Genomic DNA, 15,702 nt, shown 5'->3' with positions numbered 1-15,702 from the left:
GACCCGTGCCTGAGCCATCGGGTTCAGCTCGCTTCGCCGAGGTCGGCCTGTTCCCCGGCTTCGAGGTCGGAGAGCCAGAACTTCTGCATCATGTGCCAGTCTGCCGGATGCGCGGCGATGTCCCCGGCGAAGATGTCCGCCAGCGCCTGGGTGGCCGCCGGGACCTCGGACCGGTTCGTGACCCGGATCCGCGGGTGCAGCCGGATCTGCCAGCCGTCCTCGGTGAACCAGCAGCCGGCCGGGATCAGCGCGGCACCGGTGGTGGCGGCCAGCCGGGCCGGGCCGCCCGGCATGCGGGTCTGCTCGCCGAAGAACTTGACCGGAACCCCGGACTTCGTCAGGTCCCTGTCCCCCACCAGGCAGATCGCCTTGTTCTCCCGCAGCCGTTTGAGCAGCACGCGCATCGCGGAGCTGTCGCCGGTCAGCGGCACGATCTCGAAACCGAGCGACTCCCGATAGGACACGAACCGCTGGTACAGCGATTCGGGTTTCAGCCGCTCCGCGACGGTGGTGAAGCCGCCGAGGTAATCCGCGAGCCAGACACCGGCCGCGTCCCAGTTCCCGCTGTGCGGCAGCGCCATCACCGCGCCGTTGCCCTCGGCGAGGGCGGCGTCGAGGTTCTCCACCCCGGTGATCGACTGGGCGACCTTGCGGCTGACCTCCTTGTGGTCCATCGAGGGCAGCCGGAACATCTCGTGCCAATAGCGGGCGTAGGAACGCATCGCGCGGCGGGTCAGCTCGTCGAGTTCGACGCCGTCGGCCTGCGGCACGACCCGGGCGAGGTTGCTCCGCAACTGGCGGACACCGCCGCCGTCCCGCCGGACGGCGAGGTCGGCACCCAGTCCGAAGGTCACCGCTCCCGCGGACTCCGGCAGCCAGCGCGCGAGGCGCCAGCCCGCCGCGTAGCCGAAGTCGCCGAGCCGCTGGGAGAACCCGCTCATGCCCCGCCCTCCGCGGCGGGTGGCCCGGCCGCCTTGGCCGCCCTCGCCGCCTTGGCCACCGCGGCTGTCCGCTGCAGCAGGGTGATCACCGAAAGCACCGCGAGGAGCCAGAGCGTGATGTCCACGGTGTACGGAACGCCCAGACCGTGCAGTCCGGTTCCCACGAGGGCGATGATCAGCCGTTCCGCGCGCTCGACAAGCCCGCCGTCGGCTTCCAGCCCGGAGGCCTCGGCGCGGGCCTTGACGTACGAGATGACCTGCGCGAGCACCAGGCAGATCAACGCGGCGGCCGCGGCCGGGCGGTTGTCGTCGTGGACGAAGCACCACCACGCGATCGCGGCGAACAGGGCGCCGTCGACCAGCCTGTCGCAGGTCGCGTCGAGGACCGCCCCGAACGCCGTGCCGTACCCGCGGGCGCGGGCCATCGCGCCGTCGAGCAGGTCCAGCATCGCGAAGCCCCAGACGGTGAAGGTGCCCCACAGCAGCATGTCGTTGGGGAAGAACCCGAGCGCGCAGAGAACCGCCCCGGCCGTGCCGATGACGGTCATCGCGTTCGGGGTCAGACCGGCGCGCACGAGCACCTTCCCCATCGGGTCGGTGACGCGGGAAACGGAGGCGCGCGCGAAAATGTTGAGCATCGGTTCTTCAGGTGCACCTAAGCAGCAGGGTCGGGTGGCCGCCCGAAGCCTATCCACCCGCACCGACGCCCGTCGTCGTGCCCGCCCTGGACCGGCTTCAGGTCAGTCCGCTTTGGCCAGTTCGGCCGTCTCCTCGAGGTCCGCGAGACTCTCTTCCCGCAGCGCCATTTCCGCCTCGGCGGCGGCGCATTTCGGCGACAGCCTGCCCAGCACGGCGGCGCTGATCTCCCCGAGCGCCTTCACCTGTTCGGGGGTCAGCGGATCGAAGAGGCTCTCGCGGACGGCCTCGACGTGCCCGGGCGCGGCCTCCTCCAGCGCGGCGAAACCGTCGGCGGTGAGCACCGCCCAGGAACCGCGTTTGTCGGTGGGGCAGGACTCACGGCGCACCCAGCCGTTCGCCTCGAGCCGCGCGACAGCGTGCGAAAGCCTGCTGCGCGACGCCTTGCGCGCGTCGGCGAGTTCGCTCATCCGCAGCCTGCGGCCCGGCGCCTCGGACAGGGCGACGAGTACCTCGTAATACGTGTGGGGCATGCCCGCCTCGTGCTGGAGCTGGCCCTCCAGATGCGCCTGCAGCATCCGCGTGGCAGCGGAGAACTCGCGCCAGACTTTTTGCTCCTCGTCGGAGAGCCATCGGGGTTCGGACATGACGCCCATACTACCCCTGGTTGAGCGCTCAACCAAATTACGCTATAGTCACTGTTGAGCGCTCAACCAGACGAGGGTTCGCCACAGACTCACTCAGACTTTTCAGACTCACTCAGACTTTTGGAGATCGACTCTCATGACCACCACCGAGATCCCGGGCTACGTCGCAGGCAAGTGGACGATCGACACCGCGCACTCCGACATCGCCTACACCGTGAAGCACCTCGGCCTGGCGAAGTCCCGGGGCAACTTCACCGCCTTCACCGGTGAGGTCGTCACCGCGGACAACATCCTCGACTCCTCGGTCACCGTCGAGATCGACGCTTCGTCGGTCGCCAGCGGTGTCGACGGGCGTGACACGCACCTCAAGTCCGAGGACTTCTTCCACGTCGACGAGCACCCGGTCATCACCTTCCGCTCGACCGGCATCCGCGAGGACGACGGCGACTACGTCATCGACGGCGAGCTCACCTGGCGCGGAAAGACCGTCGCGGTCTCGCTCGAGGCCGAGTTCAACGGCATCGGCACCAACCCGGCGAACGACAACGCCACCACCCTCGGCGTCTCGGCCAGCACCACCGTGAACCGCCGCGAATTCGGCATCGGCCCGGAGGGCAACGCCTTTCTGTCCGAGAAGGTGAAGATCGACATCGAGCTGCAGGCCGCTCTGAACGCCTGATCCGGTTTCGGCCTCGGCCCGGTGGGTCGTGAAGGCCCCCTTCCCTACTCTCAAGGTAGGCAAAGGGCCTTCACGTACCGGCAAGAGACAAGCACCGGCTGGCGTGGTGGAGTCAGGTTCTCGTGACCCTGCCCCAGACCCCGTGAAGTACGTGAAGGCCCCCTTCATTGCGCCTAGCGCAATGAAGGGGGCCTTCACGTACTTCAAGACTGTGCCCAAGCGCGGAGCTACCAGGCGTCCGCCAGCAACTGCCGCGTCTCCCCCAGCAACTGCGGCAGCACCTTCGTGTGCCCGATCACCGGCATGAAGTTCGCGTCGCCGCCCCACCTCGGCACCACGTGCTGGTGCAGATGCGCGGCGATGCCCGCGCCGGCGATCACACCCTGGTTCATCCCGATGTTGAACCCGTGCGCCGACGACACCTCCCGGATCACCCGCATCGCGTGCTGGGTGAATTCCGCCACCTCGACGGTCTCCTCCGGCGTCAGATCCGTGTAGTCCGCCACGTGGCGGTACGGCACGGCCATCAGGTGACCGGGGTTGTACGGGTACAGGTTCAGCACCGCGTACACCGTCTTCCCTCGCGCGAGGATCAGCGCGTCCTCGTCGCTCTTCTCCGGGAGATGGCAAAACGGGCAGCCCTCGTCGGGTTTCTTCGCCCCTTGCACGTAGGCGAGCCGATGCGGGGTCCACAGGCGCTGCAACGCGTCCGGGATCCCGACACCGTCCTGTCCGACGACTTCAGGGCCATCGGGGCCCGTCACCGGAGTACCGCCTCCAAGCCCTCCGCGGTCGGCGAGGCGTTCTCACGGCGCTGGACCCAGCCGGCGATCGCCTCGACCGCGTCGGCCACCGGGACGCTGTTGATCTGGCCGCCGTCACGGAACCGGAACGACACCGCGCCCGCCTCGACGTCCTTGGCGCCCGCCAGGAGCATGAAGGGCACCTTCTGGGTGGTGTGGGTGCGGATCTTCTTCTGCATCCGGTCGTCGCTCGCGTCGACGTTGACCCGGATCCCCTTGGCCCGCAGCGCCTTCTCGACCTCGCGCAGGTGCTCGACCTGGCCCTCGGTGATCGGGATCCCGACCACCTGGACCGGCGACAGCCACGCCGGGAACGCGCCCGCGTAGTGCTCGGTCAGCACGCCGAAGAACCGCTCGATCGAACCGAACAGCGCGCGGTGGATCATCACCGGGCGCTGACGGCTGCCGTCGCCCGCGGTGTACTCGAGCTCGAACTTCTCGGGCAGCATGAAGTCCAGCTGGATGGTCGACATCTGCCAGGTGCGGCCCAGCGCGTCCTTCGCCTGCACGGAGATCTTCGGCCCGTAGAACGCCGCGCCGCCCGGGTCCGGCACCAGCTCGAGGCCGGAGTCCACAGCGGCGGTACGCAGTACCTCGGTCGCCTCGGCCCACACCTCTTCGGACCCGATGTACTTCTCTTCGTTCCGAGTGGACAGTTCGAGGTAGAAGTCGTCGAGACCGTAGTCGCGCAACAGGTTCAGCACGAAGTCCAAAAGAGACGTCAGCTCACCGGGGACCTGCTCCAGGGTGCAGAAGATGTGCGCGTCGTCCTGCGTCATGCCGCGCACACGGGTCAGGCCGTGGATCACGCCGGACTTCTCGTAGCGGTACACCGAGCCGAACTCGAACATCCGCAGCGGCAGTTCCCGGTAGGAACGCCCGCGCGAACGGAAGATCAGGTCGTGGAACGGGCAGTTCATCGGCTTGAGGTAGTAGTCCTGGCCGGGTTTGCGGACCGTACCGTCCTCGTTGTGCTCGGCGTCGAGGTGCATCGCCGGGTACATGCCGTCGCGGTACCAGTCGAGGTGCCCGGAGGTCTCGAAGAGCGCGCCCTTGGTGATGTGCGGCGAGTAGACGAAGTCGTAGCCCGCCTCGACGTGCCGCTGGCGCGAGTAGTTCTCCATCTCCTGCCGGATGATCCCGCCCTTGGGGTGGAACACCGGCAGCCCCGAGCCGATCTCGTCAGGGAAGGAGAACAGGTCCAGCTCGACACCGAGCTTGCGGTGGTCGCGCCGCTCGGCCTCGGCGAGGCGCTCCAGGTAGACGTCCTGTGCCTCGGCGGATTCCCATGCGGTGCCGTAGATCCGCTGCAACTGCGGGTTCTTGTCGTCACCGCGCCAGTACGCGGCGGCGACACGGGTGAGCTTGAACGCCGGGATGAACTTGGTGGTCGGCACGTGCGGACCGCGGCAGAGGTCGCTCCACACACGCTCCTTGGTGCGCGGGTCGAGGTTGTCGTAGATGGTCAGCTCGCCGCCGCCGACCTCCATCACCTCGCTGGTGTCCACATCGGACTTGAGGTCGACCAGTTCGAGCTTGAAAGGTTCGTCGGCCAGTTCCTTCTTGGCCTCGTCGACCGAGTCGAAGACGCGGCGGGAGAACTGCTGCGAGCCCTTCACGATCTGCTTCATGCGCTTTTCCAGCGCCTGCAGGTCTTCCGGGGTGAACGGGGTGTCGACGGCGAAGTCGTAGTAGAAACCGTCCCTGACCGGCGGGCCGATGCCGAGCTTGGCCTGTGGGAACTGCTGCTGCACGGCCTGGGCGAGCACGTGGGCGGCCGAGTGGCGGATGACGCTGCGGCCGTCGTCGGTGTTCGCGGCGACCGCCTCGACCTCGACCTCGGACTCCGGGGCCCAAGAGAGGTCACGGAGGTTCCCCTCGGCGTCGCGCACGACGACGATCGTGTCCGGCCCCTTGGTCGGAAGCCCGGCTTCGCGGACCGCCGTGCCCGCCGTAGTGCCCGCCGGTACCACCACGCGCGAGGCGGTTGCGGCTGCTACTGACGACGGCTGGGACACGATGGACTCCTCGCGGTGAAAGCGGATGGTTCCCGTGATGTTAGTCGTCAGGTGCGGCGCGGCTCACGCGGATTACCCCTAACACCACGAAGGCCTCCTTCCCATCGGAAGAAGGCCTTCGCGCATCGAGCGGCGAGGTCAGACGGTCTCGACGACCTCGTCGAAGTCCAGTCGCGGCAGGCGGTCGTACCAGGGGTTGTCGCCCGGCTTGCCGACGTTGATCACGACGAGGGACTTCCACGGCTTGTCCGCGAAGAACTCCTTGTCGATGCCGTCGGCGTCGAAGCCGGTCATCGGGCCGGCGGCCAGCCCGGCGGCGCGGATGCCGATGATGAAGTAGCCGACCTGCAGCAGCGCGTTGAGCTTGGCGACCTCGACCCGGCTCGCCTCGTCGGCGAAGAGGTCCTTGGCACCCGGGAAGTGCGGGAAGGTCCGCGGCAGGTTCTCGTGGAACTCGGTGTCGGCGGCCAGCACCACGGTCACCGGCGCGGCGTCGGTCTTGGCGCGGTTGCCCTCGCCCATCAGCGGGGAGAGGCGCTTCTTGCCCTCTTCGGTGCGGATCACCAGTGCGCGCAGCGGCTGGTTGTTCATCGACGTCGGGGCCCACTTGACCAGTTCGTAGATCGCGCGGATCTGCTCGTCGGTCACCGGCTCGTCGCTGAAGCTGTTCGCGGTGCGGGCCTCGCGGAACAACAGGTCCTGAACATCCTGCGGGAGGTTCAGGGCTTCGGTCGGCTCAACGCTGGTGGTCATGGGTGGTTCTTCCTTCCGTACGCGTCTTGTTACTGGCCTCAACCTAGTTGAGCGCTGAACTATTTCTCGCCCAACTACCCCTTCGTGTGCGGTCGATCACAAGGAACGGCCGTCGCCCCGGAGGACGACGGCCGTCGAGCCGATGCGGCGGAAGGATCAATAAGCCCCGCGTCCCTGCACCACGGCCCGGAAGGTCTTCCAGAGGATCACCAGGTCGAGGGCGAGGGACCAGTCCTCGACGTAGCGCAGGTCGAGGCGGATGCTCTCGGCCCAGCTGAGGTCGCTGCGGCCGCTGACCTGCCAGAGGCCGGTCAGTCCCGGCTTGACCAGCAGGCGGCGGCGCGCGTCGGGGGCGTACTTCGCGGTCTCCTCCGGCAACGGCGGGCGGGGACCGACGAGCGACATGCGCCCGCTCACGACGTTGAGCAACTGCGGCAGTTCGTCGAGGGAGTACCGGCGAAGCATGCCGCCGACCCGCGTGACCCGCGGATCCTTGCGCATCTTGAACAGCGGTCCCGCGCCCTCGTTGTCCGACTGGAGGTCCTGCTTGAGCTTGTCGGCGTTCGTGACCATCGTGCGGAACTTCAGCATCGTGAAGGTGTGGCCGTCGCGGCCGACGCGGCGCTGCCGGTAGATCACCGGGCCGCGGTCGTCGAGCTTGATCGCGACCGCGATCGCCAGCAACAGCGGGGAAAAGAGGGTGAGGAGCAGCGCGGAGCCGAACCTGTCGAGCGCTTCCTTGACCAGACGGCGTCCGCCGGTGAACATCGGCGCGCTGACCCGCAGCAGCGGCATGCCGAGCACACCGGAGACGTTCAGCCGGGGACCGGCGACCTCCATCAGCATCGGGGCGACCACCATCTCGGCGGAGGTCCCTTCGAGGTCCCAGGCGAGCCGCTGCAGGCGTTTCGGGTTCCAGTGCTGATCGGCGGTCACGGCGACCACGCGGTAGCCGCCACGGCGGACGTGGCCCGCGAGGTCGTCGAGCTTCCCGACGATCGGGACGCCCTCCACCTCGCCGCTCCCCCGCTCCGCGCCGGCGCCGGAGTACGTGCAGACGGCTTCCACCCGCCAGCCGACATGGGGATCGGCCTTGGTGCGGGCGATGAGATCGGCGACCGTGTCGGGGCTTCCCGCCGCGAGCACCGGCAGCAGGCATTCACCGAGCCGTCTTCGCCGGTGAAGCACCTGTCTCAGCGCGTACCGCTGCAGGAACATGAAGACCGAGATCATCGGGACGACGATGAAGACCCACGGTTGCACCGCGAGCGCGCCGAAGAGCAGGCCGCCCAGCGCGACGAGAACCGCGGTGGCCACCAGGCCCCGGCCCAGCGTCCGGTACTCCTCCGCGCCTTCGCCCAGCACCCGCGGGCTCCAGGCACGGCAGACCGACAACCCGAACAAGAAGGCCGCGGCGGTACCGAGCGCGTGCATGTCGTGCGGATCGGATCGATCGATCAAGAACGCGCTCATCAAGATGAGCACGAAGGCCGTGAAAACGTCACTACCGATGACCCAGGCACGGTAGCGCGATTCCCAGGCCGCGTATGGCGGCCGCGCCGACGTCGTGTCGACCGCCGCGGCGTTGCCCGCATCCCTTTGCGGGGGACGCGGGATCGACTGAAGGTCGATGTGCTGCGGCGTCCCGTTAACGGTGGACGACGGCCGCACCGACTCTTCCATCAGACCTCCCGGAGTGGGGATTCCCGAACGCCGGATCAACACGCTGAGTAAATGAGAGCGATTTCGAAGAGTGATCGATTCTCAAGATCCTTCAGCGGCCGATGGGGCGACACACGCCAAGGTATCGGCGGCTCTCCGGCCTTCGTTACAAGGATTTCCAGCCACATCCTGCGCGAGCTTCCGGCAAATGAATGCCGCGTTGATAACAAGATGATGACGATGAGTAATAGACCGTATCCCCCGAACAACTACTCAAAGTAGTCACGAATTCGCAGCCCTCCCGGCCACTCGGGGCACCGCGTCCACGATCGGCCGAACAGCCCCGAAAACTCCACAGTGGACGGTCCGCGAAAGTCGATCACCGGCCGGTCCACTGTGGATTTCAAGCCCCCGGAGGACCCGGAGTCGCAAGGCGGGCTCACCGCGGGCCGATCTACCTTGTCAATCGGTCACCGGAGTGGCGTTTCGTCACATCACGTCAGCGTCACGGCGGCCCCGTCGCCGGAGCCGGACGGGTGAGCCGCTCGCCCATGCCCTGCATCACTTGCACCATGGTCTGGACCTTTCGCCGGAAGACACAGTGCCGAGGATCACAATGTCGTCTCGATGGGCGGATCATATGACGTTTTGACGACGCGACTTGAAACCTCTGACGAATGTCCACACCGGTCTCGACGGCAGGCCTCGGGGATCTCCGAACCGGCGGTACCCCGCCACCCCAGTCGCTCCGGATGCATTCAGCCGGGCCGGCGAACCGGTCCGCGACGGTAGAAGTACCGCCCCCACATAACCCGCGTCCGACCTGGGGATCGAATGCCACCGGACGGCTCGCAGCCAACCGTGTCCGAGAATGAATCAAGGCCCCGGACCGATGGTCCAGGGCCTTCATCCGGTGGGCGATACTGGGATCGAACCAGCGACCTCTTCGGTGTGAACGAAGCGCTCTCCCGCTGAGCTAATCGCCCCGCTCGCGGTGTCCGGCAGACTCTACCTCACAACTTTAGAGGGCCTGCAAACGGGTGGTTCCCTCCGACCACACTCCGCTCACCGGTAAATACGGAGCGAACAACCACGAGCTAGCCGGGGCTGTCCTGGCCGGGGGCCGCCTGCGACGCGTTTCGACATTCGTGCGACGGTGCTATCGCGTGACGACTAAACCGCGCAGTATGTACATGTGGACTGCCTGCAGGGCGCATGTAGGGCTGCGCGTCGCGCGGGTGATGATGGGGTGACGGGAGTGGGAACTCGGGGTCGATGACCCCATCCGGGTGATCTGCGGCAAAACCGCGTTCCGATCGGCCGGCCGGAACGTCACATCATCGCCACTCGGTTCGACCGGGCCGGGAAGGAGACGAAGGGTAGGACGATGCGCAACGATCACGTGACGCTCCGCTCGACGGCGGTGTTCGACCTCCTGGCGCCGCGGACACCCGCGGTTCCGGTCAAGGTGGAACTGCGATACGACACTCGCGACCCCTACGCGGTCGTCGCCGCCTTCCGCACCGGCCGCGCCGGCTGGGTCGAGTGGGTCTACGCGCGCGATCTCCTCGCCGACGGCCTCCTGGCCGACGCGGGCGACGGCGACGTACGCATCCGCCCCTCCGTCGAAGACCCCGAGTCCGTCCTCATCGAACTGAACTCGCCCTCCGGGCACGCCATGTTCGAGGCGTCCGCCCAAGAGTTGGCCGACTTCCTCGACAGGACCTACGACGTCGTGCTCCCGGGCAACGAACACCTGTGGGTCGACGTCGATGACGCCCTGACCCACCTGATCCCCAACGATCTGGCCTGATGACAGGCTTGCGAACAGCAAGTGGCACCCCGGTTGCAAAGCCGTTTTCAGGGTCGGATAGTGTTCACACACACCACGGCGACGGGGTGAGGGACAAAACCGCGAGGTTCTGACCTCAGCCAAACCGAGGATGTGCGGATGTAGCGCAGCTGGTAGCGCATCACCTTGCCAAGGTGAGGGTCGCGGGTTCGAATCCCGTCATCCGCTCGGAAGGTCTTCTCAGGCCTGTCACGGTGGAGTGGCCGAGAGGCGAGGCAACGGCCTGCAAAGCCGTGTACACGGGTTCGAATCCCGTCTCCACCTCGCGCGATTAGCTCAGCGGGAGAGCGCTTCCCTGACACGGAAGAGGTCACTGGTTCAATCCCAGTATCGCGCACCATCTGTTTTCGCAGGTCTGAAGCCCTGCTCCTCCTCGGAGGGGCGGGGCTTCAGTCGTTAAAAGGCGATGAAATGGCGATGGCCCTCGGGGCCGTCTCCAACTGCCCGTCACGGAACGTGGCGTGCAGGTGCGGGAACCACTCCCCCAGCTTCGTCCGCTCGCTCGGCGTGAGTGCGACCAGCGAGCCGATCCACCGGGTCTCGAGCGCTTGCAGAATCTGACGGCGCATCAACGGGGTCACGTGGTCGTAGACCTTCGCGATTCCCTTCATCTTCTGCCCGAGCCGCGCTCGACGGGCGACTTCGGGGATACCGTCCTCCGCGAGCCAGGTGCTGTGACTGTGCCGCGGATACCGCCGCACTTTTCTCAACGAAGGCGCGGCGCTCATCCCGGTGCTGCACGCCGTCGGCGAACAGCCGAACTACGTACCGTGGAAGGTGTCGGCGTCGCCGAATCGCTGACCGAAACGCAGCACCGCATCCTCGAACTCATCGCCATCGGCATGTCCAATCAGCAGGTCGCGGACAAGCTCTTCATCACAGCAGGCACCACCAAATGGCACCTCAACCAGACCTTCGGCCGCCTTCAAGCAAGCAACCGCACCGAAGCCGTCGCACGGGCCCGCGAACTCCCGGCTCCTGTGAGCCCGTGTCCGGACTCGCCGTGATTCGATACCGAATGAAGCGCTCCTCGCCGCGCTTGGATCTCGGCTTCACACTATCGAACTTGATCGACTCCCGACCGACGGAAATCGCGTCCGCGCTGGTCCGGCAATCGCTTCTTCGTGACTATGCTCCACCTGGCGACAGCGAGAGGAATGGAGAATCACTCAGCAGACGAATCGGACGAACGCGGGCGGCTTCGGGTGCGGATCAGACAAGCCGCCCTGTCATTCTTCCTCAACTCGAGCTCGCCCGGACACAGGGGTGCTTCGCTGGCCTTTCCGGATGCGCCCGCAGTTCTCCGGATCCCCAAGCCCGCAGGCACGGGTGGCGACCGGATGAGGAAGCGAGGCTTCCGGACAGGCCGGGGTACCGGCGATCGGCCGCAGCTTGGCCACCCGACAAATCTCCGGCGGTCCCAGACGCCAGTGAAGACAGGGACGGCCCGCCCTCGGTGGTGGCGGGCCGGGCCGTCGTCGATGGGGTTATGCCGTCGCGGTGTCGGCCGGGGCGAGGCCCCGAATCTGGCGGCCGGGGTTGAGGATCGCGTCGGCGACGCGGCCGCCGGAGTCCTTGACCCCGCCGCCGAAGGTGATCCCGCCGGACGCGGTCCGGCGCCCGGCGACGCAGTCCCAGATTTCGGTCCGTCGCTCCCACACGATGTCGTCGAGCAGGACCAGCAGGTCGGCCTGGGTGAGTTCGGCGTCGGAGCTCCAGCTGGTGACATGGTGGGCGGCGACACCGATTCCAGCGAGGCGGGCCGGGGTGCTAATGGCGGTCCGGGCAGCGTACTGAGCGGTGAACCGTGCCCGACTTTCAGTCAGCCCAACGACCATTCTGGGCAGGGCGACGACTTCATTTCCGCGTCCTTCGTACCGACGGTCGATCGCTGCCAGGTGAGCGATCCTCCTCTGCGCCACGACCGGTCCCTTTACCTGGAAACCCCTCTCTGCGGCGGATCTACGGCCTCCACTTCCGCACGAGCACCAAGGGCCAAGAAAAATCGAAAGTGACCCAGCTCAACGCGACACCCGAGTTATCTCTGAAGATCTTGAGCCGCTCGAACAACGGAAACCTTACGAGCGAGAATCCGAACCTCGTGAAAGCGTCGACGTGCTCGACCAAGTCCACTTCACTCAGAGCATGGACCCCATCACGCTCAAGGCCACGTTCGCGGCTTTCGACTTCCTTCTCCAGAGCCGCCGACGATCCTTTGAACTCATAGGCCACGAACACCCCAGGAGCGGCGTCGATCGACAAGAACGCCTGCACCTCTTCAACCAGAATCGTCAGAGACGGATTATCTCGATGCGCAGAGCTGACTCGAACAGTCTGTGGAAGATCCGAGGGCCCACTCGTGAGGTCCGCTTCGAACAGCCCATCAGCGGCACGCGCCTGTGCGTTCACTACCCGGACCAGCGCTTCAGCCCACGAACGCGACCTTTCGGCCAGCGTCAACTCTTCGTCGCTCATCTCAGTAACGCCTCGGCCCCTTCATGATGTGGTAATGCCGGAACCTTTTCGGCAGCCTCGAGTACGAGATACGGAACGTCGCGTTCTTCGGCTTCTTGCCGACGCTCCAGCCGATCCGCAACTTACGGTTCTTGTTGTTCCACTTTCCGCCGGGAAGCAACTTGTGCATGGACTGACGAACACGGTTCGGCATGGCACTGCTGTTGCCGAACCGCTTGCTCACGAACCCGAGCCTTCGAGAGCGCGACACGACACTGCCGACGATGCGAGTGTAACGAGAGACGCCTTGGGTGAGCGCAACGGCGGCGAAGCTGGCGGCCCGGCCCCAGTTGCCTTGGATCGCGTTCCCAGCGGCCGCGATCCCCGCGGCGACAGTCCCGATCGGGCCCAGCACCCAGGAAACCCATTCGGCGACGGGGGTCACCACCCGGGCAACCGCCTTGACACCATTCCAGAGCGAGCCCCAGAACCCATGACCGTCAAGGTCAACACTGTTGATCGGATCGCCGGCGACGTAGTCGTAGTCGTTGGCGGAGCCGCCCTCCTCGGGGTCGACGGACAAGAACCGCCCGAGCAGTGGGCTGTACGGGCGTGCACCCATCTGCACCAGGGCCAGGGCCCCAGTGTGTTCGTAGGGCCGCTGGTGCTGGCCAAGCCACCCGTAGTCCATCGAACCCGGTGAGTTGTCCGGGACGTTCTGCGGATCGACAGCACCCGCGGTGGTCAGCGGCTGGCCGTACGGGTCGTACGAGCGCAGGTCGCCGACCTGGTGCCCGGCCGCGTCGGTGGACAGGACCAGGTCACCCCGGACCGAAGGGTGGTCATACGACGGGGTGAACGCGCCGTCGTTGCCGACCTTGCTGGTGCACAGGACCCCACCCGGAAGGGTCACCGACAGCGAGGTGAGGCGGTTCTCGGCGTTGAGGGTCAGGTCCGGGGCGGGGCGCGGTTCCTGCACCGCATGGCCAAAGCCGCCCGGAAACACTGGGCAGGCCTGACCATCGCGACACAAGATGTCGGCGACGTCCTCGGCACCGAGCTAGGCAAGGCGATCATCGCCAACGCCGCCACACAGATTCTACTCCGCCAAGCGACACAAGCGATCGACGAGATCGTGGCGACGTTCAACCTGTCCGACGGGGAGAAACAGTTCCTCGTCTCCGCGGACAAAGGACAAGGCTTACTCAGCACCGGGACACAGCGAGTCGCGTTCCAAGCCCTGGCCTCGCCCCAAGAGAACGCCCTCATCACCACGGACCCGGCCGAGCTCGCCGCGTACGCCGAGCCCGGCGAGGTCGACGACAGCGCGTTCGTCGACCTCGACGACATCACCGAGACGCCGTACGACGAGGACGCCAACCATCACATCGACCTCGACGCCTAACGCTAAGCACAGCTTAGGCGCTCTCTTTTCCTTGCTCCGCCTGCATTGTGCGAGGTGCCATGTCTTTACCCCTTACGAAATCAGCTAACCCCGGCCGGCCCGCGCGACTGCTGACGCAGAACCGGGCGATGCGCGCCATCGGCGTCTGGAACTAGACACTGCCCGCGCTCGCGGCCCGGCTGCCCGACGGACGGACACAGGTGACCTGTCCTGCGGCCTCGGCCTGCGCGCAGATCTGCTACGCCCGCAACGGCACCTACCGCTTCCCTGCCGTGAAAGCCCGCCACCAAGCCAATCTCGCCTTCGTCCTCGACGACCTGCACAGCTGGGAATCGGCCATGATCCGCGAACTCTCAGCGCCACGGTTCACCGGAAAATTTATCCGCGTCCACGACGCCGGAGACTTCTTCGACGACCCCTACACGCGCGCATGGTGCCGCGTCATGCACGCCTGCCCGGACGTGACTTTCTATGCCTATACCAAGGAAGTCCTTCGATTCAAGCGGTTGATCGAGCCGGATCCACCCAGCAACTTCCTGTGGGTCTACAGCTACGGTTATCTGGCAAGTGTTACCTGTTGTTCACCCAACTCTGGCCAAAGGCTTGGAAGCAGGTCAGTGCGCCATTAGCTGGATGTCCGCTGACAACGGGCGTAGGTGGGGAGGTCGATGGCGTCTGAGGGCGGGTTGGTGAATCGGGTGGCGAGGCGGCTGATTTTGGGGTTGGTGGCGAGGCTTGCGATGGTGTTGAGGAGGCGGATGCCGGCGTGGGTTTTCGGGGAGGCCAGACGGGGCGCGATCCAGGGGACTTTCTGTGCTTGTGCGACGTAGGGCCGCATGATGGTTTCGTAGGCGTGGAAGGCGTCGTGGTGGTCGGTGTGTCGGCTGAGTTCGCCGGCGAGGACGTAGGCGCCGACAAGGGCGAGGCTGGTGCCCATGCCGCTGAGCGGGGAGGCGCAGTAGGCGGCGTCGCCGACGGCCGCGATCCGGCCGCGTGACCAGTGCTTGAGGTGCATCTGGCCGATGGATTCGAAGTAGAAGTCCGGTGAGTCGGCCATGGTGTCGAGGACGCGTGGGGTTTCCCAGCCGGCGTCGGCGTAGTGGCGGCGCAGGAAGTCCTGTTGTGCGGGGGCTTGCAGCCGTTCGAGTCCGGGTTGCGGGTACAGGAAGGACAGTGAGGCGCGGGTGGTGCCTTGGTTGTCGGGGCGCAGGAGGACGACGCGGCGGCCGGGGGCGTTGTACCAGCGGGCCCAGCGGCCGTCGGACTCGGCGCGGGGAATGGTGAAGTAGGCGGTGTAAAGGCCGAACGAGCGGGTGCGGGCGATGTCGGCGAAGACGAGGTCGCGGGTGCGGGATCGGAGGCCGTCGGCGAGGACGACGAGGTCGAATCGCCGGTCCGCGCCGTTGCGGAAGGTGACGTCCACGCCGTCGCCGGTGTCGGTCAGCCCGGTGATCTCGTCGCCGAAGACGTAGCCGATGTCGTCTCGGGTGTGCTGGTGAAGCAGGCTGGCGAGTTCGCCGCGCAGGAGTTCCAGTTCGGTGACGAACCCGTCGCCGTCAAGGGAATCGGTGCCGAACGACGCGCGGATCCGGTTGCGGGCGTCGACGAAATGCATTCCCTCCTCGTGGGTGATGCGGTCGCGGGCGGCCTGTTCGAGGCCCATCCGTTCGATGACGGTGCGGCCGGCGCCGCGCAGGTCGACGGTCTGCCCGCCAGGGCGGAGTTCCGGCGCGCGTTCGATCACGGTCGCGGTCATGCCGTGCTGGTGGAGCCAGTAGGCGAGCGCGGGCCCGGCGATGCTGGCGCCGGAGATCAAGATGGTGCGGGACATGGGTGTCCTCCTTACGGAGCG

15 protein-coding genes, 4 tRNA genes and 2 pseudogenes are annotated in these 15,702 nt (G+C 66.5%); 8 read left to right on the top strand and 13 right to left on the bottom strand.

The features are described from left to right. Positions 1-23 precede the first annotated feature (23 nt). The 3 genes from ACZ6YV_RS15210 to ACZ6YV_RS15200 all read right to left on the bottom strand — a co-directional run bounded on the left by ACZ6YV_RS15210 (position 24) and on the right by ACZ6YV_RS15200 (position 2,224). The gene (locus ACZ6YV_RS15210; RefSeq protein ID WP_378239329.1) at positions 24-941 is read right to left on the bottom strand and encodes a phosphatidylinositol mannoside acyltransferase; all 918 of its coding nucleotides are present in this window, start codon (positions 939-941) and stop codon (positions 24-26) included. Then, positions 938-1,579 (bottom strand): phosphatidylinositol phosphate synthase, encoded by a 642-nt coding sequence (gene pgsA / locus ACZ6YV_RS15205; RefSeq protein ID WP_016334780.1) that lies wholly within the window; start codon positions 1,577-1,579, stop codon positions 938-940. The genes ACZ6YV_RS15210 and pgsA overlap by 4 nt, the downstream gene beginning before the upstream one ends. A gap of 102 nt (positions 1,580-1,681) precedes the next feature. After that, on the bottom strand, positions 1,682-2,224 hold the full coding sequence (locus ACZ6YV_RS15200; protein ID WP_465510153.1) for a MarR family winged helix-turn-helix transcriptional regulator: 543 nt from the start codon (positions 2,222-2,224) through the stop codon (positions 1,682-1,684). Between the two features lie 136 nt (positions 2,225-2,360). On the opposite strand from ACZ6YV_RS15200, the gene ACZ6YV_RS15195 reads away from it, so the two are divergent. Next, positions 2,361-2,903 (top strand): YceI family protein, encoded by a 543-nt coding sequence (locus tag ACZ6YV_RS15195; RefSeq protein ID WP_378239332.1) that lies wholly within the window; start codon positions 2,361-2,363, stop codon positions 2,901-2,903. A gap of 227 nt (positions 2,904-3,130) precedes the next feature. Here the strand turns inward: ACZ6YV_RS15195 and ACZ6YV_RS15190 are convergent, their stop codons facing one another. The 5 genes from ACZ6YV_RS15190 to ACZ6YV_RS15170 all read right to left on the bottom strand — a co-directional run bounded on the left by ACZ6YV_RS15190 (position 3,131) and on the right by ACZ6YV_RS15170 (position 9,125). Further along, complete coding sequence (locus ACZ6YV_RS15190) at positions 3,131-3,667, bottom strand: HIT family protein (RefSeq protein ID WP_465510152.1); 537 nt, start codon at positions 3,665-3,667, stop codon at positions 3,131-3,133. Beyond that, entirely contained in the window at positions 3,664-5,682 is a 2,019-nt protein-coding gene (gene thrS / locus ACZ6YV_RS15185; RefSeq protein ID WP_465510151.1) for a threonine--tRNA ligase, read from the bottom strand. The genes ACZ6YV_RS15190 and thrS overlap by 4 nt, the downstream gene beginning before the upstream one ends. 180 nt (positions 5,683-5,862) lie before the next feature. Continuing rightward, complete coding sequence (locus tag ACZ6YV_RS15180; protein WP_465510150.1) at positions 5,863-6,477, bottom strand: malonic semialdehyde reductase; 615 nt, start codon at positions 6,475-6,477, stop codon at positions 5,863-5,865. Between the two features lie 156 nt (positions 6,478-6,633). Further along, positions 6,634-8,160, bottom strand: coding sequence for a sugar transferase (locus ACZ6YV_RS15175; protein WP_465510149.1), 1,527 nt, complete (start codon positions 8,158-8,160; stop codon positions 6,634-6,636). 893 nt (positions 8,161-9,053) lie between these two features. Beyond that, positions 9,054-9,125, bottom strand: a tRNA-Val gene (locus ACZ6YV_RS15170). Between the two features lie 401 nt (positions 9,126-9,526). On the opposite strand from ACZ6YV_RS15170, the gene ACZ6YV_RS15165 reads away from it, so the two are divergent. The 4 genes from ACZ6YV_RS15165 (at position 9,527) to ACZ6YV_RS15150 (ending at position 10,331) form a co-directional block, all read left to right on the top strand. Beyond that, positions 9,527-9,952, top strand: coding sequence for an SsgA family sporulation/cell division regulator (locus ACZ6YV_RS15165; RefSeq protein WP_005159130.1), 426 nt, complete (start codon positions 9,527-9,529; stop codon positions 9,950-9,952). A 134-nt stretch (positions 9,953-10,086) separates the two neighbouring features. Next, positions 10,087-10,159: transfer RNA gene (locus tag ACZ6YV_RS15160), tRNA-Gly, on the top strand. 25 nt (positions 10,160-10,184) lie between these two features. Beyond that, positions 10,185-10,255: transfer RNA gene (locus ACZ6YV_RS15155), tRNA-Cys, on the top strand. Between the two features lies 1 nt (position 10,256). Then, positions 10,257-10,331 (top strand) — tRNA-Val (locus ACZ6YV_RS15150). A gap of 49 nt (positions 10,332-10,380) precedes the next feature. Here the strand turns inward: ACZ6YV_RS15150 and ACZ6YV_RS15145 are convergent. Next, positions 10,381-10,692, bottom strand: a complete 312-nt coding sequence (locus ACZ6YV_RS15145; protein WP_465510148.1) for a hypothetical protein — start codon at positions 10,690-10,692, stop codon at positions 10,381-10,383. 69 nt (positions 10,693-10,761) lie between these two features. Between ACZ6YV_RS15145 and ACZ6YV_RS15140 the strand changes: the two genes are divergently transcribed. Then, entirely contained in the window at positions 10,762-10,998 is a 237-nt protein-coding gene (locus ACZ6YV_RS15140; protein ID WP_465510147.1) for a helix-turn-helix domain-containing protein, read from the top strand. Positions 10,999-11,478: 480 nt separating this feature from the next. Here the strand turns inward: ACZ6YV_RS15140 and ACZ6YV_RS15135 are convergent, their stop codons facing one another. From ACZ6YV_RS15135 to ACZ6YV_RS15125, 3 genes are all read right to left on the bottom strand, one after another. After that, entirely contained in the window at positions 11,479-11,829 is a 351-nt protein-coding gene (locus tag ACZ6YV_RS15135) for a hypothetical protein (RefSeq protein WP_465510146.1), read from the bottom strand. Positions 11,830-11,953: 124 nt separating this feature from the next. Further along, positions 11,954-12,466: a hypothetical protein gene (locus ACZ6YV_RS15130; RefSeq protein WP_465510145.1), complete on the bottom strand. Its 513-nt coding sequence runs from the start codon at positions 12,464-12,466 to the stop codon at positions 11,954-11,956. A gap of 1 nt (position 12,467) precedes the next feature. Then, a complete protein-coding gene (locus ACZ6YV_RS15125) occupies positions 12,468-13,451 on the bottom strand; it encodes an RHS repeat-associated core domain-containing protein (RefSeq protein WP_465510144.1) in 984 nt (327 codons plus the stop codon). Between ACZ6YV_RS15125 and ACZ6YV_RS15120 the strand changes: the two are divergent. Together ACZ6YV_RS15120 and ACZ6YV_RS15115 are read left to right on the top strand one after the other, a co-directional pair. Beyond that, a pseudogene (locus tag ACZ6YV_RS15120) lies at positions 13,407-13,850 on the top strand (TraG/VirB4 family ATPase); the annotation flags it as partial. The gene ACZ6YV_RS15125 and the pseudogene ACZ6YV_RS15120 sit on opposite strands and share 45 nt — an antisense overlap. Positions 13,851-14,008: 158 nt before the next feature. Next, a pseudogene (locus ACZ6YV_RS15115) lies at positions 14,009-14,407 on the top strand (GP88 family protein); the annotation flags it as partial. Between the two features lie 68 nt (positions 14,408-14,475). On the opposite strand, the gene ACZ6YV_RS15110 reads toward ACZ6YV_RS15115, so the two are convergent. Continuing rightward, positions 14,476-15,681: an FAD-dependent monooxygenase gene (locus ACZ6YV_RS15110; RefSeq protein ID WP_465510143.1), complete on the bottom strand. Its 1,206-nt coding sequence runs from the start codon at positions 15,679-15,681 to the stop codon at positions 14,476-14,478. Positions 15,682-15,702: the final 21 nt, after the last annotated feature.

Source organism: Amycolatopsis sp. NPDC102522, from assembly GCF_055584485.1.
Note: the sequence above shows the minus strand (reverse complement) of the source record. Positions and strands in the feature narration are given on the sequence as shown.

Coding starts and splice junctions, on each gene's coding strand:
- ACZ6YV_RS15110 (WP_465510143.1), bottom strand. CDS start 15,681: ATGTCCCGCACCATCTTGATCTCCGGCGCCAGCATCGCCGGGCCCGCG.
- ACZ6YV_RS15165 (WP_005159130.1), top strand. CDS start 9,527: ATGCGCAACGATCACGTGACGCTCCGCTCGACGGCGGTGTTCGACCTC.
- ACZ6YV_RS15210 (WP_378239329.1), bottom strand. CDS start 941: ATGAGCGGGTTCTCCCAGCGGCTCGGCGACTTCGGCTACGCGGCGGGC.
- ACZ6YV_RS15135 (WP_465510146.1), bottom strand. CDS start 11,829: ATGGTCGTTGGGCTGACTGAAAGTCGGGCACGGTTCACCGCTCAGTAC.
- ACZ6YV_RS15175 (WP_465510149.1), bottom strand. CDS start 8,160: ATGGAAGAGTCGGTGCGGCCGTCGTCCACCGTTAACGGGACGCCGCAG.
- ACZ6YV_RS15195 (WP_378239332.1), top strand. CDS start 2,361: ATGACCACCACCGAGATCCCGGGCTACGTCGCAGGCAAGTGGACGATC.
- ACZ6YV_RS15180 (WP_465510150.1), bottom strand. CDS start 6,477: ATGACCACCAGCGTTGAGCCGACCGAAGCCCTGAACCTCCCGCAGGAT.
- pgsA (WP_016334780.1), bottom strand. CDS start 1,579: ATGCTCAACATTTTCGCGCGCGCCTCCGTTTCCCGCGTCACCGACCCG.
- ACZ6YV_RS15130 (WP_465510145.1), bottom strand. CDS start 12,466: ATGAGCGACGAAGAGTTGACGCTGGCCGAAAGGTCGCGTTCGTGGGCT.
- ACZ6YV_RS15200 (WP_465510153.1), bottom strand. CDS start 2,224: ATGTCCGAACCCCGATGGCTCTCCGACGAGGAGCAAAAAGTCTGGCGC.